This is a genomic window from Mycobacterium sp. MFM001 (assembly GCF_003402475.1).
Taxonomy (GTDB): domain Bacteria; phylum Actinomycetota; class Actinomycetes; order Mycobacteriales; family Mycobacteriaceae; genus Mycobacterium.
The window spans coordinates 155,926-178,663 of sequence record NZ_BFAB01000010.1 but is presented as its reverse complement, the minus strand read 5'-3'; the positions used below and the strand labels follow the sequence as shown (position 1 = coordinate 178,663).

28 protein-coding genes and 1 tRNA gene are annotated in these 22,738 nt (G+C 65.5%); 9 read left to right on the top strand and 20 right to left on the bottom strand.

Annotation, left to right across the window (positions count from 1 at the left end):
* Positions 1 to 281: 281 nt before the first annotated feature.
* The 7 genes from MFM001_RS18060 to MFM001_RS18035 all read right to left on the bottom strand — a co-directional run bounded on the left by MFM001_RS18060 (position 282) and on the right by MFM001_RS18035 (position 5,046).
* Positions 282 to 482: an excisionase family DNA-binding protein gene (locus MFM001_RS18060; RefSeq protein ID WP_116376634.1), complete on the bottom strand. Its 201-nt coding sequence runs from the start codon at positions 480 to 482 to the stop codon at positions 282 to 284.
* A gap of 78 nt (positions 483 to 560) precedes the next feature.
* Positions 561 to 938 (bottom strand): hypothetical protein, encoded by a 378-nt coding sequence (locus MFM001_RS18055; RefSeq protein ID WP_142760707.1) that lies wholly within the window; start codon positions 936 to 938, stop codon positions 561 to 563.
* On the bottom strand, positions 938 to 2,071 hold the full coding sequence (locus MFM001_RS18050) for a site-specific integrase (RefSeq protein ID WP_116376632.1): 1,134 nt from the start codon (positions 2,069 to 2,071) through the stop codon (positions 938 to 940). The genes MFM001_RS18055 and MFM001_RS18050 overlap by 1 nt, the downstream gene beginning before the upstream one ends.
* Before the next feature lie 311 nt (positions 2,072 to 2,382).
* Positions 2,383 to 2,455, bottom strand: a tRNA-Lys gene (locus tag MFM001_RS18045).
* Positions 2,456 to 2,677: 222 nt separating this feature from the next.
* Positions 2,678 to 3,175 carry a hypothetical protein gene (locus MFM001_RS24370; RefSeq protein WP_142760706.1) on the bottom strand — a complete coding sequence of 166 codons (498 nt, stop codon included), beginning with the start codon at positions 3,173 to 3,175 and terminating at the stop codon, positions 2,678 to 2,680.
* Between the two features lie 20 nt (positions 3,176 to 3,195).
* A complete protein-coding gene (locus MFM001_RS18040; RefSeq protein WP_238159267.1) occupies positions 3,196 to 4,728 on the bottom strand; it encodes a DUF4185 domain-containing protein in 1,533 nt (510 codons plus the stop codon).
* A 12-nt stretch (positions 4,729 to 4,740) separates the two neighbouring features.
* Positions 4,741 to 5,046: a type VII secretion target gene (locus MFM001_RS18035; RefSeq protein ID WP_116376631.1), complete on the bottom strand. Its 306-nt coding sequence runs from the start codon at positions 5,044 to 5,046 to the stop codon at positions 4,741 to 4,743.
* Positions 5,047 to 5,547: 501 nt separating this feature from the next.
* On the opposite strand from MFM001_RS18035, the gene MFM001_RS24365 reads away from it, so the two are divergent.
* The gene (locus MFM001_RS24365; protein ID WP_142760704.1) at positions 5,548 to 6,201 is read left to right on the top strand and encodes a hypothetical protein; all 654 of its coding nucleotides are present in this window, start codon (positions 5,548 to 5,550) and stop codon (positions 6,199 to 6,201) included.
* Between the two features lie 7 nt (positions 6,202 to 6,208).
* On the opposite strand, the gene MFM001_RS18020 is transcribed toward MFM001_RS24365, so the two are convergent.
* From MFM001_RS18020 to MFM001_RS24935, 4 genes are all read right to left on the bottom strand, one after another.
* Positions 6,209 to 7,078 carry a hypothetical protein gene (locus MFM001_RS18020; RefSeq protein WP_116376628.1) on the bottom strand — a complete coding sequence of 290 codons (870 nt, stop codon included), beginning with the start codon at positions 7,076 to 7,078 and terminating at the stop codon, positions 6,209 to 6,211.
* 1 nt (position 7,079) lies between these two features.
* Positions 7,080 to 7,376: a hypothetical protein gene (locus MFM001_RS18015; protein WP_116376627.1), complete on the bottom strand. Its 297-nt coding sequence runs from the start codon at positions 7,374 to 7,376 to the stop codon at positions 7,080 to 7,082.
* Between the two features lie 375 nt (positions 7,377 to 7,751).
* A complete protein-coding gene (locus MFM001_RS18010) occupies positions 7,752 to 8,807 on the bottom strand; it encodes a GH25 family lysozyme (protein ID WP_238159265.1) in 1,056 nt (351 codons plus the stop codon).
* Between the two features lie 21 nt (positions 8,808 to 8,828).
* On the bottom strand, positions 8,829 to 9,011 hold the full coding sequence (locus tag MFM001_RS24935) for a hypothetical protein (RefSeq protein ID WP_238159264.1): 183 nt from the start codon (positions 9,009 to 9,011) through the stop codon (positions 8,829 to 8,831).
* A 198-nt stretch (positions 9,012 to 9,209) separates the two neighbouring features.
* Here MFM001_RS24935 and MFM001_RS18005 point away from each other — a divergent pair, with 198 nt between their 5' ends.
* A complete protein-coding gene (locus tag MFM001_RS18005; protein WP_238159263.1) occupies positions 9,210 to 9,491 on the top strand; it encodes a DUF732 domain-containing protein in 282 nt (93 codons plus the stop codon).
* A gap of 39 nt (positions 9,492 to 9,530) precedes the next feature.
* On the opposite strand, the gene MFM001_RS18000 is transcribed toward MFM001_RS18005, so the two are convergent.
* From MFM001_RS18000 to MFM001_RS17985, 3 genes are all read right to left on the bottom strand, one after another.
* Positions 9,531 to 9,869: a hypothetical protein gene (locus tag MFM001_RS18000; protein ID WP_116376625.1), complete on the bottom strand. Its 339-nt coding sequence runs from the start codon at positions 9,867 to 9,869 to the stop codon at positions 9,531 to 9,533.
* Between the two features lie 266 nt (positions 9,870 to 10,135).
* Positions 10,136 to 10,819, bottom strand: a complete 684-nt coding sequence (locus MFM001_RS17990; RefSeq protein ID WP_116376623.1) for a cupin domain-containing protein — start codon at positions 10,817 to 10,819, stop codon at positions 10,136 to 10,138.
* A 51-nt stretch (positions 10,820 to 10,870) separates the two neighbouring features.
* Complete coding sequence (locus MFM001_RS17985) at positions 10,871 to 11,200, bottom strand: DUF732 domain-containing protein (protein WP_371685560.1); 330 nt, start codon at positions 11,198 to 11,200, stop codon at positions 10,871 to 10,873.
* Positions 11,201 to 11,310: 110 nt separating this feature from the next.
* Here MFM001_RS17985 and MFM001_RS17980 point away from each other — a divergent pair, with 110 nt between their 5' ends.
* The 3 genes from MFM001_RS17980 to MFM001_RS24925 are packed head-to-tail and all read left to right on the top strand — an operon-like array spanning position 11,311 to position 13,035.
* Entirely contained in the window at positions 11,311 to 12,024 is a 714-nt protein-coding gene (locus MFM001_RS17980; protein WP_116376621.1) for a Clp protease N-terminal domain-containing protein, read from the top strand.
* A 46-nt stretch (positions 12,025 to 12,070) separates the two neighbouring features.
* On the top strand, positions 12,071 to 12,577 hold the full coding sequence (locus MFM001_RS24930) for a hypothetical protein (protein ID WP_238159261.1): 507 nt from the start codon (positions 12,071 to 12,073) through the stop codon (positions 12,575 to 12,577).
* Positions 12,574 to 13,035 carry a GNAT family N-acetyltransferase gene (locus tag MFM001_RS24925; RefSeq protein ID WP_238159275.1) on the top strand — a complete coding sequence of 154 codons (462 nt, stop codon included), beginning with the start codon at positions 12,574 to 12,576 and terminating at the stop codon, positions 13,033 to 13,035. Before MFM001_RS24930 ends, MFM001_RS24925 begins: the two co-directional genes overlap by 4 nt.
* Here MFM001_RS24925 and zapE read toward each other — a convergent pair.
* The gene (zapE, locus tag MFM001_RS17970) at positions 13,016 to 14,071 is read right to left on the bottom strand and encodes a cell division protein ZapE (protein ID WP_116376619.1); all 1,056 of its coding nucleotides are present in this window, start codon (positions 14,069 to 14,071) and stop codon (positions 13,016 to 13,018) included. The two genes, MFM001_RS24925 and zapE, sit on opposite strands and share 20 nt — an antisense overlap.
* On the opposite strand from zapE, the gene MFM001_RS17965 reads away from it, so the two are divergent.
* Genes MFM001_RS17965 through msrB form a run of 4 tightly spaced genes read left to right on the top strand, consistent with a single transcriptional unit; the run spans position 14,070 to position 18,111 of the window.
* Positions 14,070 to 14,816: a pyrimidine reductase family protein gene (locus MFM001_RS17965; RefSeq protein WP_116376618.1), complete on the top strand. Its 747-nt coding sequence runs from the start codon at positions 14,070 to 14,072 to the stop codon at positions 14,814 to 14,816. The two genes, zapE and MFM001_RS17965, sit on opposite strands and share 2 nt — an antisense overlap.
* A 13-nt stretch (positions 14,817 to 14,829) precedes the next feature.
* Positions 14,830 to 16,389 (top strand): alpha/beta hydrolase, encoded by a 1,560-nt coding sequence (locus MFM001_RS17960; protein WP_116376617.1) that lies wholly within the window; start codon positions 14,830 to 14,832, stop codon positions 16,387 to 16,389.
* 12 nt (positions 16,390 to 16,401) lie between these two features.
* Entirely contained in the window at positions 16,402 to 17,691 is a 1,290-nt protein-coding gene (aftC, locus tag MFM001_RS17955; protein ID WP_116376616.1) for an arabinofuranan 3-O-arabinosyltransferase, read from the top strand.
* Positions 17,692 to 17,706: 15 nt separating this feature from the next.
* On the top strand, positions 17,707 to 18,111 hold the full coding sequence (gene msrB, locus MFM001_RS17950; RefSeq protein ID WP_116376615.1) for a peptide-methionine (R)-S-oxide reductase MsrB: 405 nt from the start codon (positions 17,707 to 17,709) through the stop codon (positions 18,109 to 18,111).
* A 9-nt stretch (positions 18,112 to 18,120) separates the two neighbouring features.
* On the opposite strand, the gene MFM001_RS17945 is transcribed toward msrB, so the two are convergent.
* From MFM001_RS17945 to hemE, 5 genes are read right to left on the bottom strand one after another with little or no spacing between them, the layout of a single operon-like run.
* Complete coding sequence (locus tag MFM001_RS17945) at positions 18,121 to 18,870, bottom strand: class I SAM-dependent methyltransferase (RefSeq protein WP_116376614.1); 750 nt, start codon at positions 18,868 to 18,870, stop codon at positions 18,121 to 18,123.
* 6 nt (positions 18,871 to 18,876) lie between these two features.
* Entirely contained in the window at positions 18,877 to 19,629 is a 753-nt protein-coding gene (locus tag MFM001_RS17940) for a class I SAM-dependent methyltransferase (RefSeq protein WP_116376613.1), read from the bottom strand.
* Positions 19,626 to 20,321, bottom strand: coding sequence for a hydrogen peroxide-dependent heme synthase (hemQ, locus tag MFM001_RS17935; protein ID WP_116376612.1), 696 nt, complete (start codon positions 20,319 to 20,321; stop codon positions 19,626 to 19,628). The genes MFM001_RS17940 and hemQ overlap by 4 nt, the downstream gene beginning before the upstream one ends.
* A 5-nt stretch (positions 20,322 to 20,326) precedes the next feature.
* Entirely contained in the window at positions 20,327 to 21,655 is a 1,329-nt protein-coding gene (locus MFM001_RS17930; RefSeq protein WP_116376611.1) for a protoporphyrinogen oxidase, read from the bottom strand.
* The gene (gene hemE, locus MFM001_RS17925) at positions 21,652 to 22,701 is read right to left on the bottom strand and encodes a uroporphyrinogen decarboxylase (RefSeq protein ID WP_116376655.1); all 1,050 of its coding nucleotides are present in this window, start codon (positions 22,699 to 22,701) and stop codon (positions 21,652 to 21,654) included. Before hemE ends, MFM001_RS17930 begins: the two co-directional genes overlap by 4 nt.
* Positions 22,702 to 22,738 lie beyond the last annotated feature (37 nt).

Sequence of the window (22,738 nt, the reverse complement as noted above, 5' to 3'; positions counted from 1 at the left end):
CCCACCATGAAACCTGCTGCGAGGCAATGGCGGCGCTCATCTCGCGGCCTTACGGTGCTCGGCCAGAATCTCGCGGCCATCGGCCATACCCTGACACCACCAGCAGCCGCCCAACACATGCTCAACACGCGCTTGCCGATGCCGACGGTATTGGTCGACGGCACGGCGTACCCGCAGTTGTCTGCCGACTGCGGTAGTGTGAGCGGTGGTGATGCCGGGTGTGGGCTCGTGTGGCGCGGGCCCGCCCCACACTTCTTTAGGTGGTCCCTTCTGTGGATCGGTCATGCGGCATCACCGCCAAACGGCTGCATTGCGGCGTCAACCTCGTTGAGGTCCAGGCGAACAAGCCGGCCGCCGCTTCGGTACGCACGCAGCCGGCCATCGGCGATCATCTGGCGGATTGTGCGGTCGGTGACCTGTAGATATTCGGCAGCCTCGGCGATTTTGATGTACCGGCGGCGTGCTGTGAAAGTGTCGGGCATCTTGGGCCTTTCAGCATCGAAACGATGCCGTCCGACCGGTGCCCGGAGACGGGGAGCGCTATGAGCGCAGCGGTAATACTACACGGAAAACCGCGACAGCATGACGCACAACATGCTGAGCGGAATTTCGTGCTGTGTGCCGGTCAGCAGCGCGTCGGCAATGCGCAGGTAGTTCGTCTCGGTCATCTCCGCTTGCTTCGAACATTCCCTGCACCGGATAGTCCAGGTGATATGTCCGTTCTCCCAAACGGTTTGAGACACCGCGGACTCGGCCCAGGTCCGCGTGACCTGCTCCTGCGACATCTCGTAAGGTTGCACGCCGTTGATTTCAATGCCCATACCGAGCACCAAAGCAGTTGACCCGGGCGCCGATGCGATGCCTAGCCCACCCCCGGGCCGGTCGTCGTCGAGCCGAGCGACCAGGCGCCCACAACAGGTCACGGCATAGGTGGGCATCACACTCCCCCGCCCGCAGCGATCTTCGACAGCAACGCAGCGATCTCGCGGTCGCGGCCCTGGGCGGCGTGCTGGTAGCGCATCGCGGCCTGCGGTGTCGAATGTCCTAGGCGCGCCATTAGTTCGGCGAGGCTGGCGCCGGTCGCGGCGGCGAGCACCGCCCCAGAGTGCCGGAGGTCATGGAAGCGCAGATCGTCGCGGCCAGCCGCCGTACGAGCCTTGTAGAAATGGCGTTGCAACGTCGCCGGTGCCAGATACTCCCCGTGTTGCGCCGGGAATAGCAGCGAATCGCGTTCAGGACCAACGTGTTTCGATAGATGGTCCTCGACAGCCGGGAGCAGATGCGGCGGGATCGCGACATCGCGCACCCCAGCGTCGGACTTGGGTGTGGTGACTTGGAAGCCGCCCCCGACACGCACCACGCCACGGCGTACCCGGATCACTTCGTCGCTGGTGTCGATGTCCATGCGGCGCAGCGCGGTCAGCTCACCGAATCTCAGCGCGCACCAGCTAGCGAGCAGGATCATCAGCCGGTATTGCTCGGGCATCGCGTTCGTGATGATCTCGAGCTCGTCGAGTGTGGCAGGTCGGATGCGGTGAATGCGCCTGGCGCTGCCGGCTCCGCGGATCACGCACGGATTTAGCGCGATCTTGCCGTCGCTGGCGGCGGTGCCCATGATCGTGCGCAGCAGCCCGTAGCAATGTGCTCGCAGGGTCGGTGTACCCCGCTTGCCCATCTTGGCGTGCCAGGCCCGTATGTCCTCGGACGTGATCGACGCCAGCGGCAGGGAGCCGAACTGTTTGAGTAGATGTTGGTCGAGCAGCTTTGTGTAGTGCTCGCGGGTGCGGTCCTTCAGATCGCGTTGTTGCATCCACTGCTCGGCGTACTCGGCGAATGTCAGCTTCGGTTCTGCGGGAAGTTCGGCCTCCGGCGGTGTCCATGCCTTGCGGATGATTTCGGCGTGGCGCAGTGACAGCCACGACCGGGCCTCGCGCTTGGTGAGAAACAGCGTCGGCGCCTTGTATCGGCGGCCGTCCGGCCCGAAGTAGCGCGCGCGGTAACCCGTCTTCAGCTTGTCCACCGAGCCGAAGGTGCCCGACTGCCGGTTCTTTCTGTTCGCTCCGCGCGTCACTGTGCTCTTTCCAGTGTCAGGTCATGACCTGTCCGTGACCTGACCATAGCACACTTGCTTCCGCTTGCTTCCGCTTGGCTCACGCTGTACTGTTCGGTGTCAGCGCAGGTAAATGAGCTTCTGCGCTGGTCAAAAAGTAAATGTCAGCAAACCGATTGCGCTGGTTCAATCCCAGTACCGCGCACCACAGCTTTTGCAGTTAGATTAGCGTAGTTAGTACTGCTTTTAGCTGTCATGCAATGGCCATGCAATAAGCAGCTGGAGTCGGGGACTGATTGCCAGTCGATGTCGCGCATGGTTGCGCAGACTAGTACCCCCGCGGAGTTTCGATCTCCGTACCCGCTGATTAAAAGTCAGCTGCTCTTCCGATTGAGCTACGGGGGCTTGAGGGTGCAGCGGCGGGACGGACACTGCTCATCATGGATCCGCTATCCCGTCCCGCGCTTACCGGCCCGTTCGGCTGCACCCAGGTCGACCGTACCTGGTAGCGAGCCGCGCATCTGCGAGAGCTCCAAGCCCGGGGAGGGTGGAGTGATACGCGGTCACCATCCACAGCCACGCTCCTCGTTCGACGTGGAATTTGGCCCGGCGCGCGTTGTTTCGCACTTACACGTGGGGAAGCCAGCCAGAGCCGCTGGGCGAGAGCACAAATCCTTGCCCCTGGGGGTCTTTGCACGCGGTGGTTCCTCCGCCGTCGACCCCGCAGATCACACCGTTAACCGTGATGGAGTGCATTGGTGGCAGCGTCTTGATCGGCCGGCCTTGTGCGGCAATCGGAGCATTCGTCTGTCCCAGCCCTGTACTCGTACTAATCGAATTCACACTGTCTCCGCTCGCGGGAGGGACAGCCGGGAAGTTGTTTCCGGTGCAGGCGGCCGACGGCGGGTTACCGAATGCACACGTGATGCCGTCTGGGGTCAGGAAATACACCATGTTGAGTGGCGCGCGTCCGGTGTTGGGTAGCGCGATGGTGTAGTCCTGAGCGTTAACGGGGGCGTAGCCGCTGATGTCGGGGAAGGTTGGGACATCGGCGTGGGCGTTACAAGCACCGGTTACAGCAGCGCCGACGACTGCGGTGGCAAGGATTAGTGCCTTAGCTGTCATGTCCGCTCCTATCAGGATGGCTAGTGTTTCGGATTAACTTGGAATTCCCGCACGTCGTACGGCACGTTAGTGTCTGTGTTCCATTGGCTCACGAAAAGCCGGAGGTCGTTAAGCGTAGAACCTGGGAGGATATAGCCGCCGTAGTTCTGCGGGAACTTACCCGGATCGCCCCAGTTACCCCCTTGTGCGACAACAGTCGACGGTGTGCCGCCGCTGAATATGCTCGTCGGGTCATTGGCCACTCGGACCTCGGTGTTCCCGGTTGCTTGGTTGAAGCCTGACAGCACAGCCTTACCGTCGACGTCCCTGAAACTGAGCTCACCAAAAGTGACACCTGGCTGAGTCACTGGCACGGCTGCCTGGTGGGGGTCGCCCCAGCCGTGGCCGGTCCAAGGCTGCCAAGCATCGCGGTTGGTGACCTGGCTGGGGTCAACGCGGTACATGGTGACCCCTTGGCTGCGGTCGAATGAGTCGGCCGCGATGTACACGTTGCCGTCGGCGGCTTGGAATCCGCTGATCTGCGTCGGCGCATCATTTTGGGCACGCCACGATTTATCGATAGGTTGCCAGCCCTGCGAGGGGTCGTTGGTGACTTTGGTCAGCCACGAACCGCCATCGGGGTTCAGCTTGGTGGTGCCGTCCACCATCATGTACGTCGTGCCGTCGCGCATCCGGATACTGCCGGCGGGCAGCGTGTTCTTGCCCGCCGCTTGCGGAGGCGGCGGGAACAACACGTTCGGACTTCCGTCGGGCCCGGTGAGCGGCGCGCCGAAATGCGGTTTGCCCTGTGCGTCGAACGTCACGGGCACCGCAACCGACGGGTAGTGCGTTCCCGCCCCCATCCTGTCGCCGGCAAACGAGTCCCCGAAGATGGCGACATACCTGCCGTCTGGGAGCTGAACGACCTCACCCAGATCGGCCGCACCGATGCCCGGTATCGCGCCGTCCGCGCCCGTCCCCGCGATCGGCCCGAGGTCGCGAACCTCGCCGGGCTTAAGAGGGCCCAAGCCTGCCGGGTCTTGTTTCCATTCGTCAACGAGCCGGGCGCCCGGCTCGCCGGCAGACGCCGCTATGCCCATCGCTTTGGCCAGGTCAGCGTCCGCGGTCTCACCCTCGGCGAGCAACGCGGCGACCTTCGCTCGCACGTCCGCTGCCTTCGCTTCCACCTGTGCTGCGTACTCGTCGGTGAAGTAGCCGGTGTTGGGCGCGGTGACCTCGCCGGTCGTGGTGTCGACCTTCACAGCGGGTGGCTCGTCGGCATAGTTGAGGACGGCTTTGATCTGGTCGGAGAGAGCTTCCGCCTCTGCCTGAACGCCTTTCATGCCGGCGGCGGCCTGGTTCAGCGTCGCAGCGACTTCCTCTTGGTGTGCGGCGCCGGCCAGCGCCGATGCCCGCGCCGCGTCGCCAGCTTTGCCCTCCCAGGACGGGTCAGAAGCTTGCTGCCGGAAGAACTCGGCAGAGGTGGTGTAGTTCTGCGCGAGGTTGGTGGTGGATTTGGCCAGGTCGCCGATCTCCGGTGGCCACTCCAGCAGCTCCTTGAGCGTCAGCGACACCGGCTCACCACCTCACAGCCCGGCGGCAGCGTCGCCGATCTGCGCCGCCGCGCCGCCGTCGGTCGTGGTGTAGGCGCTCGCCGCCTGGCGGTGCTTGTCGGCCAAGACGGCGTGTTGTGCGGCGAACCGCGCTCCCATGCCCCGCCACGCGGCCAGCATTCCCGCCAGCGCGGCGCCGGCTGCGCCCGAGCCCAACCTCGCGCCCTCCGCTAGCACCTCGGCCGCCTCGTGCCCGCTTTTGAAAGCCCGAGCATGCTCGTCGATCTGGGAAGCGGCCCGGTTCAGCTGGGTCGGGTCGACCCGCAACGGCTCAACCATCGGCACCCTTAGCAGCGTCAACAGATACCAACAGATCGTAAGCCCGCCCGGCGGTCGATCAGTGCGGCAATTCGCTTAACTCCCGATAGTGCAAAAAATACCGGTTGCGGCTGCTAATCGTCGCATGTAACCGTGGCGTCATGCGCAGTGAGCACCAGACGACCGCCGACGAGTGGGACGCCTTTACCCGGGCACGTCACATGCTCACGTCCATACAGCGAGCGGGGATCCGCAAGGCCATCAAGAAGCGGTCACACCGGGTCGACCGGCGGTCGCTACGTCGGAGGGCCGCGTTTGAAGTGCGAGCCAGCGGTGATCGGAAGGACTAGTGACCCGGCCATGAGCGAGCACAAGTGCCGCCGTACACATGCCGATTATGAAGCCGCAGCTGACCGCTACGAAGCCGAGCCGATGCGTCCGGATGAAGTCCGATCGATTGGGCAAATTTCCGTAGACTCGTGAAGCCACAAACGCTTCAGCTGCTCAAGCAAACTGACGGCGTTGGCCGGCTTCAAGGGAGGAATCGTGCCCGCTCAGCACGGCTGCCGTTCGCGTAGCCGGGAACTGTTCGCCCTCACAACGATCGGTTTGCTGACTGTCGCGGTCGCCTGCTCGATTGCCCCGTCCGCCAAGGGGTTGCCGGTTATCGAAGCGCCGACATCACAAAAGCACGACGTCACACAGTTGACCGAGTCAATGTTTGTTGACCAGTCCTCATTTCCGGATATTCCGGGCTCAAAATTCGTTCGCGCTATCAGCGGGAACAGGGTGGATATCCAGGTTTCTCCATCCGAATGCTCGCCTCTAGTCGTGGGTTACAACACACCGCAAAGTGGCTATGCCGGCGTAGTCGGGGCGGGCGGAATGGACATTCACCTCACTACGACTTCCGATCCTCCCGACATGCAGACCCTCTTAAACAACTGTGGCACGGTCACCGGCTCCGGCCCGGCAATCCCCTTGGTGACCTGGCATATAAAACCGATCGATGTCGCGGGGGTACCCAGCTGGGCGGGGGCCGTAGACATGGACGGGAACGCCGCGGTTTTCGGTACGTACCGAGGCGTGTTCATCAAATCTAATTCCGGCCTGGATCGAGAAACCGACGCGGTACAGGTCTTCAATGACCAGGTGGCAAAACTAGCGGCCGTCTAAACGGAAGCTATGCGAATATCGGCGCGACGACGTTCGTCAGGTAATTGACCATCGGGGTGATGTCGTAGTCGTAGTGATCGGCCGCGGCGCCAGCCCCAAGAAAATTCAACCCGTTGGCTATTGCCTCTGCGTCGGCGATCGGCATGCCGACATCCGCGGCGACCTCTGCGACCGTGCCGAGGCTTGGGTCATACACGGCGTTATAGACCGTGGTTTCGACGTAGCCGGGCGGGGCTTCAGCGGTCCACGGGTTCGGCCCCACGGGACAGCTGCTGTAGAGCTCTGTCGCCCCGCCGTCGGAGCCCAGCCAGACGAAATCGAGCCAATTCGACGGGGTTTGGTCAGGGGTCAGGTCATCTGGTCCCGCGATACCGCCCGTCAGGACGCCGTCGACCATTCCTGGCATCCCCCATCCGGCATAGGCGTTGCCATTCGCGAAACCGGGTGAGCGGCAAGGGTTTCCCCACATCAAGCCAGCCGGCACACGGCTAGCCAGATTGTTGGCAAGAACAAAGTCGCGCCACCAGTGACTGCCACAAATCGCCCCCTCCGAATAACCGAGGGGGATGATCAGGTTGTCCGACCACACCTGGGTCGCGAGCCGAACACCCTCGTTGTAGCCGTCTTCGACCGACTGACCCAACGGCGGGTTCACGATCGATGCCGGGTAGTTGCCGACCGGCTGCCAGTAAAAGACTTGCGGGAACGCTGTCGCCGCGGCTAACCCGACAGCCGCCGGCTGGGGCGGAGTCGTGTCCCACATGTTCGCACCGGCGCCCGACCACGTCAGCAGAACGATCGGCAGATTGCCCGAGTATTGCGGCGGGTAATACAGCCCGTCGAGCTTGTCGGAAACGTCCGACCATGTCGTGGCCACGTCAGCCAGCGGCCTTCTTCTGCGCCAGCACCCACTCGAGGATCGTCATCAAAGCGTCGAACTCGTTGTAGGTATTGCCGTCCGACGCCTGATAGGTGGCGGTGTGGATCTTGCCGAGCGTGGTCGTGATGTCGAGAACAGACGTTGTGGTTTGCTTCGGCGCTTCGGGATACGGGGCGCTGGAGGCTAGGCCGAAGATCGCCATCGGGGCGAGCTGATCCACTTCGCGGTAGCTCAGCGGGCCAGATGGGCCGATGCCGTCGAGCTTGTCGGAAACGGATTGCGCGGTGGCACCCACGTTAGGGCTTGTCATGAGTTTTCCTACCTCCCTAGTTGGCGTTTCGTTCTGAAGTTCCGATGCTCCTTCGCTTGTCCGCTAGAGGCTGTGCGCGACCGACTGTCGACAGCCGATGGCCTTTTCGCGTCGCACTTAAACCTTATCCCTCTTCCATACTTGGCCTCCGGTTTTAGCCCGGCTATGGCGTGTCCTCGGTGAACGGCCGTTGCGAGAGTTGGGCCGAGTGATCACCGACCGAAAGCCCTGTGGTGCAGCCGATTCCGCTCACAGAGCCATCGCGAATTCTTCGAAACTTCCGGGATTCCGGCGCCCGGGGTAACGTCCGTCGCGCCTGAAATACGTTGGCTTCGCTTGCCGTAACTGCACCGTGAGCGGCTACGTGGTCTGCTCGGAGCCGGGGACGTTGAGTGACGGCAGCGACTGGATCAGACCCGACAGCAGGCCCAGAATCCCCGACCCACCGGCGGCGGTGACCTCGTTGAGTATGCCGGTGGTGTCCGGGTTGGGCGTGCCGATCGCTTTCTGCAGCGCCGCGACGGTCGAGCCCAGCGAACTCTGGTTGCCAGTCTCCGTGACGCTCAGGGCGTCCACCGGGGTGATGCTCTGGCCTTCGCTGTTCCGCCCGAGCTGCGCCCACCCACCGCCCAGCGACGTCGGCGAGCCGGGCAGCAGCGGCATCGGGGGCTCCAGCAGACCGAGGAGCTGCTGCGCGCTGAGCACGACCAGGTTGTAGATGTCTTCCTGCTGCGCTTGGGTCAAACCGCTCAAGAAACCGTCCTCCTGTGGTGATGGGGTTGTGGCGAGGCCGAACGCCGCCGCCAAGTCGGTGCCCTTGAAGGCATTGCAGTCGATGCCGGTGAACGGCGGGACGTAGGCGCTGTCGGTGAACTGCCAGATCGTCGGAGTGGCACCCCCGTAGGGGTCCCAACCCTCGCCGGAATCTCCACCGGCGGCGGCGTAGACCACGCTGGCGTAACCCGACCCGTCCGGGTAGGCCGACGAAATCAGCGTCGGAATACCCGACAGGTCACCGCCGCCGACCTCCGACCAGTACCACTGCGGGCAATACCCGACATAGACGGTCACCCCGGCCGCGTCGAACGCCGCCGCCACCGCCTGATAATTCGAGAAATCGCCACCGTTGGCTTCCCAGTCCGCCATGGCAACTGATCCGCCGTTGTTGCCGAGCCATGTTTGTGCTTGGCTCGCCGGATCGTCTTCCGTCACATAGTGGTATCCGAGGCAAACCACGTTGTTCTGCTGGCACCATTGCAAGACGACGGGCCAGTAAGGATCTTCGTAATAATCCCCTTCGGAAACTTTGTGGACGACGCCAGCGAATCCTTGTGGGATCAGTTGCTCTAGGAAGTCAATCGCGTCTTGGTCGCTGGACCAGTTGTTATTACTGACATCTGGGTAGAAAAGCGTCACGCGGCGAACCTCTCCATGACGTCAGCCATTCGCTGTCTTCCAGTAGCTGACCTGCGCCAGCTTGCGGGTGGTGCGCACCAGCCCGTCGCTGTGCCGCATCACCTCCCAGATCAGGTTGCCGTGCTCGTCGTGCACGGCGGTTGCGGTCGCGCCGGCCTGGTAGCGGAGTTCGCCGAGTCGATCGGGTTCGCCGGTGTCCTTCATTTCGCCGCTTCCCGTCCCAAAGCCACACACCGATCTTGTCGGCCCACCCACGCCAATCCCGCTCAGCCACGCCGAAAGCCGGCAATAAATCAGCACCAACTAGGGCATGCTCGTCGAGCGACAATGCCGCAGCGGTGAGACAATCAACAACCGATGAGATCACTACTCACCGCAGCAACCGTTGTCGCTGCTATCGGCATGGCCGCACCCGCGTTCGCGGAACCTTCCGGCGATGATGCGGGCTTCCTCGAAGCGCTCAACAATGCCGGCATCACCTATCAGAGCCCAGATCGCGCCGTCGCGAACGCCAAAGGCGTGTGCGGGATGCTCGACGACGGCAAAGGTGCGCCGGAAATCGTCACTCAGCTCCAGCAGTCCAATCCCGGTTTCGCGCAACGGGATGCGGCCAAGTTTGTGGCGCTCGCGTCGGTCGCGTACTGCCCCAAATACATGCAGGGCAGCGGCGGCGACAGCAAGTAGTCGCGGTTGGCGCGAGGTCGAGATCGGCCACGGTCTTGGTCAGTCCCCGGCCTCCTGGCAGTGCAACCGGGTCTTGCCCATCACCGCCAGCACCTCGTCTTTGTCTTTAGCGCGGTGGTCGTTGAAGGTTGCGATCACCGTCTCGGGCGCCGCCGGCCCCAGCAAATCGGAGAGGTGCCCCAGCCCAAGTTCGGCAATCATGGCCGCGGTGAGGGTGAGTGCGTGATACAGCAGCGTCCCGGAACAGCTGTGGTGTGCCCACACGCGCTGATATGCCCCGAACATGCAGACATTTCGGTGCTCGTCCTCCGTCGCGTGACGGCACCAGCCTTTGGTGATCTCAGCCTCGGCCAATGCGATGAACTCGGAAGTCTTCACGGGGCGACTTCCCTGGTCGTTCTAAGGGAATTCCCCGGCGTGGCGCCAACCGCGCCGACGTGTGCGGTGGAGCCGTGCACGATAATTTCTTGCGGCCTGCGCAAGATGCGCCGCCGTAACTTGTCCAGCTGGTCAGACAGCTGCTTGGTGCAGCCGTAGGCGTACATCAGCCTGTCGGCGATCACCAACGCTAGACACGTAGTGCACGTCTCGACGATAGGATGCCGGCGCGGCGATCCGCTTCTGACACGCCGACCGTTAACCGCCTACTTCAGGATCGTGATCGACTTGTCGATCTTCCTGAACGAGGCGAACGTCTCGGCCGGAACACCGAAGACTGCCGACAGCACCCGCGGCGGCAGCTTGCTGATCGATGCCCCAATCCCTATGTCGTCCTTGCCTTCTTGAGTACTGGCATTGAAGACGATGATCACGTGCAGATCTTCTTTGCCCGTGTTCTCGAAGTAGTGCAACGACCCCTGCGGCGCGAAAACCACGTCTCCGGGATGCGCATCGAACGTCTCGTCGTGTCCCTGCGGATCAAGCAGCGTCCAGGTGGCAACGCCGCTGACAACCACGCTGATCTCCCACGCGCTCGGATGCCAGTGCGGCTCGCGAATACCGCCGGGCTGCAACGTCACAAACACCACACTGGCCTGCTGGCCCTTGAGGATCGGGAAATTGTCCTCGTGCGCCTGGCGCAGCGAGCCACCATCGAAATCGGTGGTCGGCAGCACGCCGAGACGGAAGACATGCGACTGGTCGGTGATCAGCTCGGCCGGTATCCGGGGATCACCAAAGCGTGCGGCGTCGTCGGTCATTGGCTCGTCCTTAACTGTTGGATAGCCGGAAGGGCTGTTGGACAAAGCGCGGTCCACACCTGCTCCGCCCAATGCTGCGGCCCCGGCAAGGCCGGCTCCTCCGAGCACCTTGCGTCGATTAATAGCCATCCACGGATACTAGGCTTGCGCCCGATCACGTCGTTGGCGTTCTAGCCCAAGCTAACTGGCGTCGCCGCCGCCGTCCGGATTGCCACCGCCGCCATTCACGTATTGCGGGCAATACGCGCTCGCGGCAATCGCGGTGAACTTGGCCGCGCCGGAGATCGTGAATCCCGGATTGAGGTCCGTCACCCTCTTGACCACTTCCACGTCCGACTGACCCTGGTCCAGCAGTTGGCACGCCGTTTTGCCGGCCTCGACGGCTTGATCCGCGCTCGCATAGGTGATGCCCGCCTTGTTGAGCGCGGCGATGAACTGCGCATCGACGCCGCTCGGGTCCGCATGCGCCGGCGCGGCCAACCCGACCATGGCGGCGACGGCGGCCAGCACCGGTAGAAGCCTCATGGCTCCATCATCGCCGACACGGGGGCGCTTGTCCTACGACCTGCGCCGTCAACCTGCGGTTGACGAATCGCCTCCGTCAACCTAGAGTTGACGGCATGCCCGATCCGACATCCGTTACCCATCCGATCCGCCTTGACGAATTGATCAATGCCATCAAGCGAGTGCACCCCGACGTGCTCGATCAGCTCAGCGACGCCGTCCTGGCCGCCGAGCATCTCGGCGAGGTCGCCGACCACCTGATCGGACACTTCGTCGACCAGGCCCGCCGCTCGGGCGCCTCCTGGACCGACATCGGCAAGAGCATGGGCGTCACCAAACAGGCCGCCCAGAAGCGCTTCGTGCCGCGGGCTCTCGATCCCGATCAGGGTTTCGAGCGCTTCACACCCCGGGCGCGCAACGCCGTCGTCGCCGCCCAGAACGTCGCGCACGAGGCCCGCAACGGCGAGATCACCCCGGACCACTTGGTGCTGGGCGTGCTCAGCGACCCCGATGCGCTGGCCACCAAATTGCTGACGGCGCAAAAGGTCGACGCCGAATCCGTCCGCGCGGCCGTCACATTGCCGCCGGCGGTCGAGCAGCCGCCGGCCCTGATCCCGTTCAGCGGCCCGGCCCGCAAAGCGCTGGAGCTGACCTTCCGAGAAGCACTTCGCTTGGGGCACAACTATATTGGCACAGAACATCTCCTGCTCGCACTGCTCGAACTGGAGGACGGCGCCGGGCCGCTGCACCGCGCCGGTATCGACAAGGACCGGGTGGAGGCCGACCTGACCGCGGTGCTGGAATCTCTGGTGTCCGGGAAGGCGGACTGAGCGCTTCGCGGATGTGCCATCATGCGAAGGTCGCCGAGGAGGGAACATGCACCGCTGGCTGGTTGCCTTGATCACCGTCGTTGTCGCGGGGCTCGTCACTGCTCCCCCTGCATCGGCCGGCGACGCGCCGATCGGGCACATCGGCGACACGCTGCGGGTGGACAACGGCAAGATCATCGCCGACGTCACCGTCAGCTTCGTCCAGCCAGTCGATCCCCCGCCCGGTTTCGGCTATCAGCGCAGCGGCGTCCCGGTCAAGAGCTTCCCCGACAGCACGGTCGAACGCGCCGATGTGGCGATCCACGCGATCAGGGTGCCCACCCCGTCTCAGATGGCAGTCGACTTCAGCTTCGTCGGCGTCACGCCGTTCGCCGACGCGTACAAGCCCCGGCCCTCCGATGCGCCCGACGCGCTGGACGTCGCGCTGATGAATGCGCCGGCCGGCTCGGTAGTCCGCGGCGGCGTGTATTGGGACGCCTACCGCGATCCGGTCTCCAACGTCGTCCTGCTGGACAGGAAGACGGGCGTGCACCTCGCGCAGTGGAACTTATAGCGCCAGCCGATCCCGCCGATATCGACGAGCTCGCCGCCGTCGCCGCGCGCACGTTTCCGCTGGCGTGTCCGCCGTCGGTGACGGCCGAGGACATGGCGGCGTTCATCGCGGATAACCTGTCCGCGGCATGCTTTGCCGAGTACCTGGCCGATCCCAGTCGTGTGGTTCTTGTTGCCCGGCACGACGATCGAATTGTCGGCTATGCCATGCTCGTTGGCGACGAGCTGTCGAAGATGTACGTGCTGCCTGACCACCACGGCACAGGGGTGGCGACGGCGCTGATGGATGCCGCGCTGAAAGCCGCCGCCGAATCGGGCCGCGTCTGGCTCGGTGTCAACCAGAACAACCAACGCGCGCAACGCTTCTACACCAAGCACGGCTTTACGGTCAACGGCACCAGGACATTCCGAGTGGGCGCCGGCGTCGAGCACGACTACGTCATGGTTCGCGAGCTGTAGCGCTCAGCGCCAGCAGCCGCGACGTGGCCCGCAGATACTTCTTGCGGAATCCGCCGGCGAGCATCTCGTCGCTGAAGATGTGGTCCAGCTTCTCCCCCGACGCCGTGACTGGTATACCGGCATCGTAGAGCCGGTCGGTCAACGCCACCAGCCGCAGCGCCACGTTCTGGTCGTCGATGCCGTGCACGCCGGTGAGGAAAACCGCTGTCACGCCCTCGATCAGCGTCAGATAGCGCGACGGGTGCATGGTGGCCAGATGTGCGCACAGCGCGTCGAAGTCGTCCAGCGTGGCGCCGTCGACTTCCTCGGCCCACCCGGCGACCTGTTCGTCGGACGGCGGGTCGGGCGCCGGCGGCAGGTCGCGGTGCCGGTAGTCCGGGCCGTCGATCCGGATAACGGTGAAAATACTTGCCAACGTGTGGATTTCGCGCAGAAAGTCCTGGGCGGCAAACCGGCCCTCGCCGAGCTGCTCGGGCAACGTGTTCGAGGTGGCCGCCAGCGACACGCCTCGCTCGACCAGTTGGGAGAGCATCCGCGAGATCAGCGTGGTGTTGCCCGGATCGTCCAGCTCGAACTCGTCGATGCACACCAGCGTGTAATCGGCAAGCAGGTCAATGCATTCGGCGAAGCCGAACACCCCGGCCAGCTGCGTTAGCTCCATGAACGTCGCAAAAGCCTTGCTGCCGTCGGGAACCGCGCGGTACGCGGACGCCAGCAGATGCGTCTTGCCGACACCGAAACCGCCGTCGAGATAGAGCCCCACACCGGGCAGCACCTCGCGCTTGCCGAACAGCTTGCGGCGGCCGGCCCGCCGCTCGACGGCCTGCTCGCAAAACCGTTGGCAGGCCTCGACGGCGGCGGCCTGGCTGGGCTCCGCCGGATCGGGGTGATACGACGCGAAGCTGACGTCGGCGAATGTCGGCGGCGGCGTCAGCTGGGCGATCAGTCGCTCGGGTGAGACGCTCGGGTGCCGATCCACCAAATGTCCCACCCGACGCATGCACGCACTGTAGCGACGTGCTGCAATCAACCTCATGGGCCTCACCCTGCTCGGTTCAGCACGCCGAGTCGACGACGGCGAACTGGCCGAGCTGTATGCCTACCCGGCCGGGCGGACGTGGGTGCGGGCCAACTTCATCGCCAGCCTCGACGGCGGCGCCACGGTCGCCGGCACCACCGGCCAGCTGGGCGGTGCCCTAGATCGGGCGTTGTTCAACCTGCTGCGCGACCTCGCCGACGTCATCCTGGTCGGCGCGGGCACGGTCCGCATCGAGAGCTATTCCGGCGCGCGCCCGAGCGTCACGCAGCGGCAACATCGGCAGGCTCGCGGCCAAAGCGAAGTCCCGCCGCTTGCGATCGTCACCAAGTCGGGTCGCCTGGACCGCGAGCTGCAGGTGTTCACCCGCACTGAGGTGCGGCCGCTGGTGCTGACCTGTACGGCGGCCGCCGAAGAGACGCAGAGTCGGCTCGCCGGGCTCGCCGAGGTTATCGACTGCTCGCGCGACGACCCTGGTCGCGTCGACGAAGGCGCCATGCTGGCCGCGTTGACCGACCGCGGCCTGCATCGGGTGTTGACCGAGGGCGGCCCGATGCTGTTCAGCTCGTTCGTCGAGCGCGGCCTGCTCGACGAGCTGTGCCTGACGATCGCGCCGTGTGTGGTCGGCGGTCAGGCCCGCCGCATCGCGACCGGTCCCGGGCAGGTGCAGACGCCGATGCGCTGCGCGCACGTCCTGTCCGACGAGGACGGCTACCTGTACACCCGCTATGTCCGAGACGCATAGCTACTGTGGTCGCATGAGCCGGCCAGCCACCTTCGCCGCGGCCCTGATCGCGGTGAGCACGTTGGTGACCGGCTGCGTGCCGGGGTTGGCCGCCAACCCGCGTTTCGCCACCAACTCCGGCGCCCACCCTCAAGGCAAGGCGACGTCGGCACGTCCGTCCGGCGGCCCCCCGCCGATCGCCGCGCCGAAGAACGACCTGTCGTGGCATGACTGCACCTCGCGGGTGTTCGGCGACGCCGCGGTCCCCGCTGCGCCCGGCGTCAAACTCGACTGCGCGAACTACGACGCCGACCTCGACCCGGTCAACGGCTCGGCGGGAACGCTGACCATCGGCGTGGTTCGCGCCCGCTCGGTGCAGACGCCGTCGGACGCCGGCCCCCTGGTGTTCACCACCGGCTCGGATCTGCCGTCGTCGGTGCAACTGCCGGTGTGGCTGTCCCGCGCAGGCGCCGACGTGCTGCGCGGCCACCCGATCGTCGCGGTCGACCGCCGCGGCATGGGCATGTCGAGCCCGGTGGACTGCCGCGACCAGTTCGACCGCCAGGAGATGCGCGACCAGGCGCAGTTCGAGGCCGGCGACGACCCCGTCGCCAACCTGGCCGATGTCACCCAGAACGCCACCACCAGCTGCACCGACACCATCGCCCCGGGCGACTCGGCGTACGACAACACGCACTCGGCCACCGACATCGAGCGGCTGCGCAGCATTTGGGACGTGCCGTCGCTGGCGCTGCTCGGCATCGGCAACGGTGCCCAGGTGGCGCTGACCTATGCCGGGTCGCACCCCGACAAGGTGTCCCGACTGGTCTTGGACTCCCCGATCCCGCTGGGCGTCGGCGCCGAAGCTGCTGCCGAGCAGCGGGTCAAGGGCGAGCAGGATGCCCTGGACGCGTTCGCCGCACAATGCGCGGCGGTGAACTGCCCGCTGGGTCCCGATCCCAAGGGCGCGGTCAGCGGGCTGCTGGCCGACGCCCGCGCGGGCCACGGCCCCGCGGGAGCGTCCGTCGCCTCCGTCGCCAACGCCATCTCGACCGCACTGGGCTTCCCGAGCGGCGACCGCGTCAGTACCACCAACGACTTGGCCACCGCGCTGGCCAACGCCCGCTCCGGCGACACCAACCTGCTGACCAGCCTGATCAACCGGGCGGAATCCACCCGCGCCACCGACGGGCAGTTCGTCAACGTCTGCAGCGACGCGCTCAACCGCCCGACGCCGGACCGGGTGCGCCAGCTGGTGGTCGCTTGGGCGAAGCTCTACCCGCAGTTCGGCACCGTCGCCGCGCTCAACTTGGTCAAATGCGTGCACTGGCCGAGCACCTCCCCGCCGCAGCCGCCCAAAAGCCTCAAGGTCAACGCACTGCTGCTGGGTGTGCAAAACGACCCGATCGTCGGCTCGGAGGGCGTCGCCGCGGCGGCCGCCACGATCATCAACGCCGGGGCGGCCAGCAAGCGGGTGATGTGGCAGGGCATCGGCCACGGCGCGGCCATCTACTCCTCCTGCGCAGTGCCGCCACTGATCAGCTACCTGGACAGCGGCAAGCTGCCCGACACCGACACCTACTGTCCCGCCTGATATTTTGCGCGGGTGACGGCGCTCGATTCCCTGTTTCGTCCCCGCACCAGCGCGCCCAGCGTCGCGACCGTGCTGCGGTCGGTGTTGTGGCCGGCCGCGATCCTGGCGATCATCCACCGCAGCGTCGTGGTGACCACCAACGGCAACATCACCGACGACTTCAAGCCGGTATACCGGGCGGTGCTGAACTTCCGGCACGGCTGGGACATCTACAACGAGCACTTCGACTACGTCGACCCGCACTACCTCTACCCGCCCGGCGGCACGCTGATCATGGCGCCGTTCGGGTACCTGCCGTTCACCGAGTCGCGATACCTGTTCATCGCCTGCAACACGGTGGCGATCGTTCTGGCGGCGTATCTGTTGCTGCGGATGTTCAACTTCACTGTCACCTCGGTGGCGGCTCCGGCGCTGCTGCTGGCGATGTTCTGCACCGAATCAGTGACCAACACACTGGTTTTCACCAACATCAACGGCTGCATCCTGCTCCTGGAGGTGCTGTTCTTCCGGTGGCTGCTGAACGGCCGTGAGTGGTGGGCCGGGATCGCGATCGGGCTGGCGTTGGTGGTCAAACCCGTGCTGTTACCGCTGCTGCTGTTGCCGCTTTTGAATCGGCAGTGGCGGTCGGTGGTGGCGGCCCTCGTGGTGCCGGCGGTGTTCAACCTGGCCGCGCTGCCGCTGGTCGTGCACCCGCTGGACTTCGTCACCCGCACAGTGCCCTACATGCTGGGCGTTCGCGACTACTTCAACAGCTCGATCGAAGGCAACGGCGTGTACTTCGGGCTGCCAACCTGGCTGATCCTGTTCATGCGAATCCTGTTCACACTGCTGGCAATTGGCAGCCTGTGGCTGCTGTACCGCTATTACCGGACCCGCGATCCGCGCTTTTGGCTGCTGACGTCGTCCGGCGTGCTGCTGCTGTGGTCGTGGCTGGTGCTGTCGCTGGCCCAGGGCTACTACTCGATGATGCTGTTCCCGTTCCTGATGACCGTGGTACTGCCCAACTCGGTGATCCGCAACTGGCCGGCGTGGCTGGGCATCTACGGCTTTTTGACGATGGACCGCTGGCTGCTGTTCAACTGGATGTACGTCGGCCGGCCGCTGGAATACCTGAAGATCACCTACGGCTGGTCGCTGCTTTTGATCGTGGTCTTCTGCGTGCTGTACTTCCGCTACCTGGACGCCAAGGCCGAAAACCGGCTCGACAACGGCATCGATCCGGCGTGGCTGACGGCCGAGGAGTCGCGCAGCGCGGTGATCGCAAGCGCGGCGAAGCCGGGCGCGGCGGGTCACCGCCATTAGCGCTAGCGTGGATGCATGAGTTCTCCACGCGTGCAACTGACCGACGACGAATGGCGACAGAAACTCACGCCCGAAGAGTTCGCGGTGCTGCGCCAGGCCGGCACCGAGCGCCCGTTCACCGGCGAGTACACCGACACCAAGACCGAGGGCGTCTATCAGTGCCGGGCCTGCGGCGCGGAGTTGTTCCGCAGCAGCGAGAAGTTCGAATCCCATTGCGGCTGGCCGTCATTCTTCGACCCAGCGAATTCCGATGCGGTGATCCTGCGGCCCGACGACTCGCTGGGCATGCGGCGCGTCGAGGTGCTGTGCGCCAACTGCCACAGCCACCTGGGTCACGTCTTCGAAGGCGAGGGCTATCCGACGCCCACCGACCAGCGCTACTGCATCAACTCGATCTGCCTGCGGCTGGTGCCTGCCTGAGCGTTGAGATTAATCCAGGCGGGTAGCGTGCATCTCCCAGAACGGGGCATACGCGCGACCATCAGGAAGCCACGATTGGATCAGCCGGAACCGTTCCACCATCGGCTTGAGCTGGTCCGCCTTGTCGGGATTGCGCGCGATCATCATCTCGAACGCCTCGACGCTGAGGTTGACCTGATAAGTGGTCGGCCACAAATACGTGATCTGCCAACCCGCGGCGGGGAAGACCTGTACGAAGTCGTCGACGGATAGCCAGCGCGGCGCACCGTAGCCGTTGACGGTGCCCGGGCCGTACTCGAACATGTAGAGCCGCGCTCCGGGCTTGGTCGCTCGCCACAGATTCCGCGCGTACGCGGTCTTGAGCTTCGTCACATCGGAGAACAGGTGATAGAAAGCGCAGTCGACGACGGTGTCGAAACGGTTCTGGAAACCCTCCAGCGCCAGCGCGTCGGCCACCTGGAAGTTCACCGACACCCCGGCCTTGCGCGCGTTCTCCCGCGCCCGCTCGATTGCGGTCGACGAGGAATCGATGCCGGTCGCCGAATAGCCTTGGGACGCATAGTAGATGGCGTGGTGGCCCGGGCCGGTCCCCGGATCGAGGACTTCGCCCTTGATGGCCCCGAGAGCAACCAGTTGCGTTATCACGGGCTGCGGACCGCCGATGTCCCATGGTGTGGCCGCGGGCAAGCCGTGCGAGACCTGCTGATCGGCGTACATGTTCTCGTAGCGGGTGGGATCGACGTGTACCGGCTCGCCCATCGGTGGCTAGTCCAGTCGCGTGGCGTGCATGGCCCAAAACGGGGCATGCGCCCGGCCCTTGGTGAGCCAGGGCTCGATGATCCGGAGGCGCTCGATGAGCGGCTCCATCTGCTCGGCCATATCGGGATTACGTGCACGCATCATCTCGAGCGTCTCCACGCTCATGTTGACCAGGTAGGTGGTCGGGCCGAGATACGTTATCTCCCAACCGGCGTCGGGGAAGACCTGACGAAAGTCGTCCTCGGACAACGATCGTGGCATCTGGAAGCCGTTGACGTTGCCGGGGCCGAATTCGAACATGTACAGGCGCGCTCCGGGCTTGGTCGAGCGGTGCAGAGCCTGCGCGTAGGAGCGCTGCAACTGCGGATCCGTCGAAAAGGTGTGGTAGAAGGCGCAGTCGACCACCGTGTCGAAGCGGCCGTCGAACCCGTCGAGCTTGGTGGCGTCGGCAAGCTGGAAGTTCACCGACACCCCGGCTTTGCGGGCATTCTCCTTGGCCCGCTCCAGCCCGGCCGGCGAGGCGTCGATGCCGGTGGCCGAGTAACCCTGTGACGCGTAGTAGATCGCGTGATGGCCCGGGCCGGTACCCGGGTCGAGAACCTCCCCTTTGATGGCGCCCAGCGCGACAAGCTGCCGTACCACGGGCTGCGGGCCGCCGATGTCCCAGGGCGTGGCCGCCGGCAAGCCGTGCGCGAGCCGCTCGTCGCGGTACATCTCCTCGAAGCGGCTCGGATCAGTGGGGTCGTAGTGAGTAGTCATGGCAGCGAGGCCACCAGCTGCTCGACAGGCACCCGCGGGCCGGTGAAAAACGGTGTCTCCTCGCGGGTATGGCGTCGGGCGTCGGTCGCGCGCAACTCGCGCATCAAATCGACGATGCGGTGCAGCTCGGGAGCCTCGAACGCCAGAATCCATTCGTAGTCGCCGAGCGCGAACGCCGGCACGGTGTTGGCGCGGACGTCCTTGTACTCGCGAGCGGCCATGCCGTGCTCGGCGAGCATCCGGCGGCGTTCTTCATCGGGCAGCAGGTACCACTCGTAGGACCGCACGAACGGGTAGACGCAGACGTAGTTGCCGGGCTCTTCGCCGGCGAGGAACGCCGGGATGTGGCTCTTGTTGAACTCGGCCGGCCGGTGCAGCGCGACACTGCTCCACACGGGGTTAGATGCCCGGCCCAACGCCGTCGTGCGACGGAAATCCTCGTAGGTGCCCTGCAGCGCCTCGACGCGCTCGGCGTGGGTCCAGATCATGAAATCGGCGTCGGCCCGCATGCCCGCGACGTCGTAGAGGCCGCGCACCACCACGCCACGTTCTTCCTGCTGCTTGAGGAATGTCGCAGTCTCGTCGACGACGGACTCGCGCTGCTCACCGAGCGCCCCCGGTCGCACGGAGAACACCGAGAACATCAAGTAGCGAAGCTGCGAGTTCAGGGCGTCGTAGTCGAGTTTGGCCATGAAACCTATCGTGCCATGATCCGCTCGACCGCCTGGCCGGCCGCCCCGATGCAGGCCGGCACCCCGATGCCGTCGAGGTAGCTGCCGGCCACCGCCAGGCCAGACGGCAATCCGGCCCGGATCTCGGCGACCACGCCGGCGTGGCCGGGACCGTACTGCGGCATCGCCTCGATCCAGCGCCGCACGCACACGTCCACCGGGTCGACGGCCACCCCGAACACGGTCTGCAGGTCTGCCATTGCCCAGGCCAGCAGCTCGTCGTCGGAGGCGCATGCAGCCAGGTTGTCGCCGAACCGGCCGAAAGACAGCCGCAGCAATTCCACGTCGCCACGGCTCCCCCATTTGCGCGACGACAACGTAATCGCCTTGGCGTGCAACGGTTCTCCGGTGGCGGCCAAAACTCCGGAGTGTTCCGGGAACTGGGCCCGCGCAGCGAGTGCCACCAGCGCCGACGACGCGCTGACGATCCGGCGGGCGGCCGCCGCGGTGCGCGGCGCGATGCCCTCGACCAGGCCGGCCAGCCGCGGCGCCGGGACGGCCAGAATCACGGCGTCGGCGCCCCATTGGGCGCCCGTGTCGTCGTGCAATACCCAGCCCGGCTCGATCCGCGTCACCGCGGCCTGCACCCAGTTCGGCCGGGCGCGTCGCGCGAGCTCGTCGACCAGCACCCGATACCCGCCGTCCACCGCACCGAACACCGGCCCAGCGGTCGCCGGCGGCAGCGCCCGCTCTATGGCATCGGTCAGGCTGGCCGCGCCGCGGTCGAGAGCTGCCGCCACCGCGGGGACGGCCGAACGCAGCCCGATCGTGGCCGCCGAGCCCGCGTAGACGCCGGCCAGCAGCGGATCCACCGACCGGGTCACCACTTGCTCGCCGAACCGCTCGCCCACCAGCTCGGCCACCGACGGGTCGCTGCCGGGTTGCCAGTCCAAAGGGCGCCGAGGCTCGGTTTCGATCTGTGTGATCGTCGAGTCGTCGACCAGCCCGGCCACCGACGCCGGCGACGACGGGATGCCGGCGACGGTCCGTTCCGGCAACGGGTGCAGCCGCCGGCCGCTGTAGATCAGCGGCCGCGCGCCGGTGGTGGCCAGTTGGCGGTCGGCCAGACCCAGCTCGGCGAGCAGCGCTGGCACTTCGGGCCGACGCACGACGAACGCCTCGGCACCGACGTCCATGGGCTGTCCGCCGATTGTCTCGGTGCGCAGTACCCCGCCGAGCCGGTCGGCCGGATCGAACAGCGTGATCGTCGCGTCGTCGCCGAGCGCATGCCGCAGCCGGTAGGCCGCAGTCAAGCCCGAAATACCCCCGCCGACAACGCAATACGATGCGGTCATAGCGAGTGGACGAGCGACACCAACTCTGTCAGCACGTCGGGATCGGTGTCCGGCAGCACCCCGTGGCCGAGGTTGAAGATGTGACCCGATGCCCCGGCCTGCACGGCGCGACGGCCGTCGTCGACCACAGCACGCGCTGCCCGCTCCACCGTCGGCCAGCCCGCCAGCAGCACCGCGGGATCGAGGTTGCCCTGCAGGGCCGTGCCATCCTCGACCCGCCAGGCGGCGTCGATCAGTGAGGTCCGCCAGTCGACTCCTACTACCGTCGCACCAGCCGCCGACATCGCGCCCAGCAGTTCGGCGGTGCCCACTCCGAAGTGCGTCATCGGGACCGCATGCTCGGCCAGCGTGCCGAAGATCCGCGCGCTGTGTGACTGCACGTAGCGGCGGTAGTCCGACAGTGACAACGCCCCCGCCCACGAGTCGAACACCTGGATGGCGTCCACTCCGGCGTCGAGCTGTACCCGCAAAAAACCGATGGTGAGGTCGGTCAGCTTTTCCATCAGCGCATGCCAGCTGTCCGGATCGGCCAGCATCATCGCCTTGGTGCGGGCGTGGTGACGGCTCGGACCGCCTTCGATCAGATAGGACGCCAGCGTGAACGGCGCACCGGCGAATCCGATCAGCGGGACATCGCCGAGTGCGGACACCAGCAGCGCCACAGCATCCGATACCGGCTGAATCCGTTGCGGGTCAAGCGGTTTCAGCCCAGCGACATCGGAGGCGGTGCGCACCGGCGACGCGATGACGGGTCCGACGTCAGCAACGATGTCCAAGTCAATGTCCGCGCCGCGTAGCGGCACCACGATGTCGGAGAACAGGATCGCCGCGTCGACGTCGTGGCGTCGCACCGGCTGCAGAGTGATCTCGGAGATCAGTTCGGCATCGAAGCAGGCCGCCATCATGCTGTGTTGGGCGCGCAGCGCGCGGTATTCGGGCAGTGAGCGACCGGCCTGGCGCATGAACCACACCGGCACGCGGTCTGGTTTGCGCCCCGTGGCCGCCGCCAGGTACGGCGACTCGGGAAGGTCGCGACGGTTACTCATCGGCCTCAATGGTGCCACGGCACGTGTGCGCAGGGCC

Coding starts and splice junctions, on each gene's coding strand:
- MFM001_RS18060 (WP_116376634.1), bottom strand. CDS start 482: ATGCCCGACACTTTCACAGCACGCCGCCGGTACATCAAAATCGCCGAG.
- MFM001_RS18055 (WP_142760707.1), bottom strand. CDS start 938: ATGCCCACCTATGCCGTGACCTGTTGTGGGCGCCTGGTCGCTCGGCTC.
- MFM001_RS24370 (WP_142760706.1), bottom strand. CDS start 3,175: ATGACAGCTAAGGCACTAATCCTTGCCACCGCAGTCGTCGGCGCTGCT.
- MFM001_RS18035 (WP_116376631.1), bottom strand. CDS start 5,046: ATGGTTGAGCCGTTGCGGGTCGACCCGACCCAGCTGAACCGGGCCGCT.
- MFM001_RS24935 (WP_238159264.1), bottom strand. CDS start 9,011: ATGAAGGACACCGGCGAACCCGATCGACTCGGCGAACTCCGCTACCAG.
- MFM001_RS18005 (WP_238159263.1), top strand. CDS start 9,210: ATGGCCGCACCCGCGTTCGCGGAACCTTCCGGCGATGATGCGGGCTTC.
- MFM001_RS17990 (WP_116376623.1), bottom strand. CDS start 10,819: ATGGCTATTAATCGACGCAAGGTGCTCGGAGGAGCCGGCCTTGCCGGG.
- MFM001_RS17980 (WP_116376621.1), top strand. CDS start 11,311: ATGCCCGATCCGACATCCGTTACCCATCCGATCCGCCTTGACGAATTG.
- MFM001_RS24930 (WP_238159261.1), top strand. CDS start 12,071: ATGCACCGCTGGCTGGTTGCCTTGATCACCGTCGTTGTCGCGGGGCTC.
- MFM001_RS17965 (WP_116376618.1), top strand. CDS start 14,070: ATGGGCCTCACCCTGCTCGGTTCAGCACGCCGAGTCGACGACGGCGAA.
- zapE (WP_116376619.1), bottom strand. CDS start 14,071: ATGAGGTTGATTGCAGCACGTCGCTACAGTGCGTGCATGCGTCGGGTG.
- MFM001_RS17960 (WP_116376617.1), top strand. CDS start 14,830: ATGAGCCGGCCAGCCACCTTCGCCGCGGCCCTGATCGCGGTGAGCACG.
- msrB (WP_116376615.1), top strand. CDS start 17,707: ATGAGTTCTCCACGCGTGCAACTGACCGACGACGAATGGCGACAGAAA.
- MFM001_RS17945 (WP_116376614.1), bottom strand. CDS start 18,870: ATGGGCGAGCCGGTACACGTCGATCCCACCCGCTACGAGAACATGTAC.
- MFM001_RS17940 (WP_116376613.1), bottom strand. CDS start 19,629: ATGACTACTCACTACGACCCCACTGATCCGAGCCGCTTCGAGGAGATG.
- hemQ (WP_116376612.1), bottom strand. CDS start 20,321: ATGGCCAAACTCGACTACGACGCCCTGAACTCGCAGCTTCGCTACTTG.
- MFM001_RS17930 (WP_116376611.1), bottom strand. CDS start 21,655: ATGACCGCATCGTATTGCGTTGTCGGCGGGGGTATTTCGGGCTTGACT.
- hemE (WP_116376655.1), bottom strand. CDS start 22,701: ATGAGTAACCGTCGCGACCTTCCCGAGTCGCCGTACCTGGCGGCGGCC.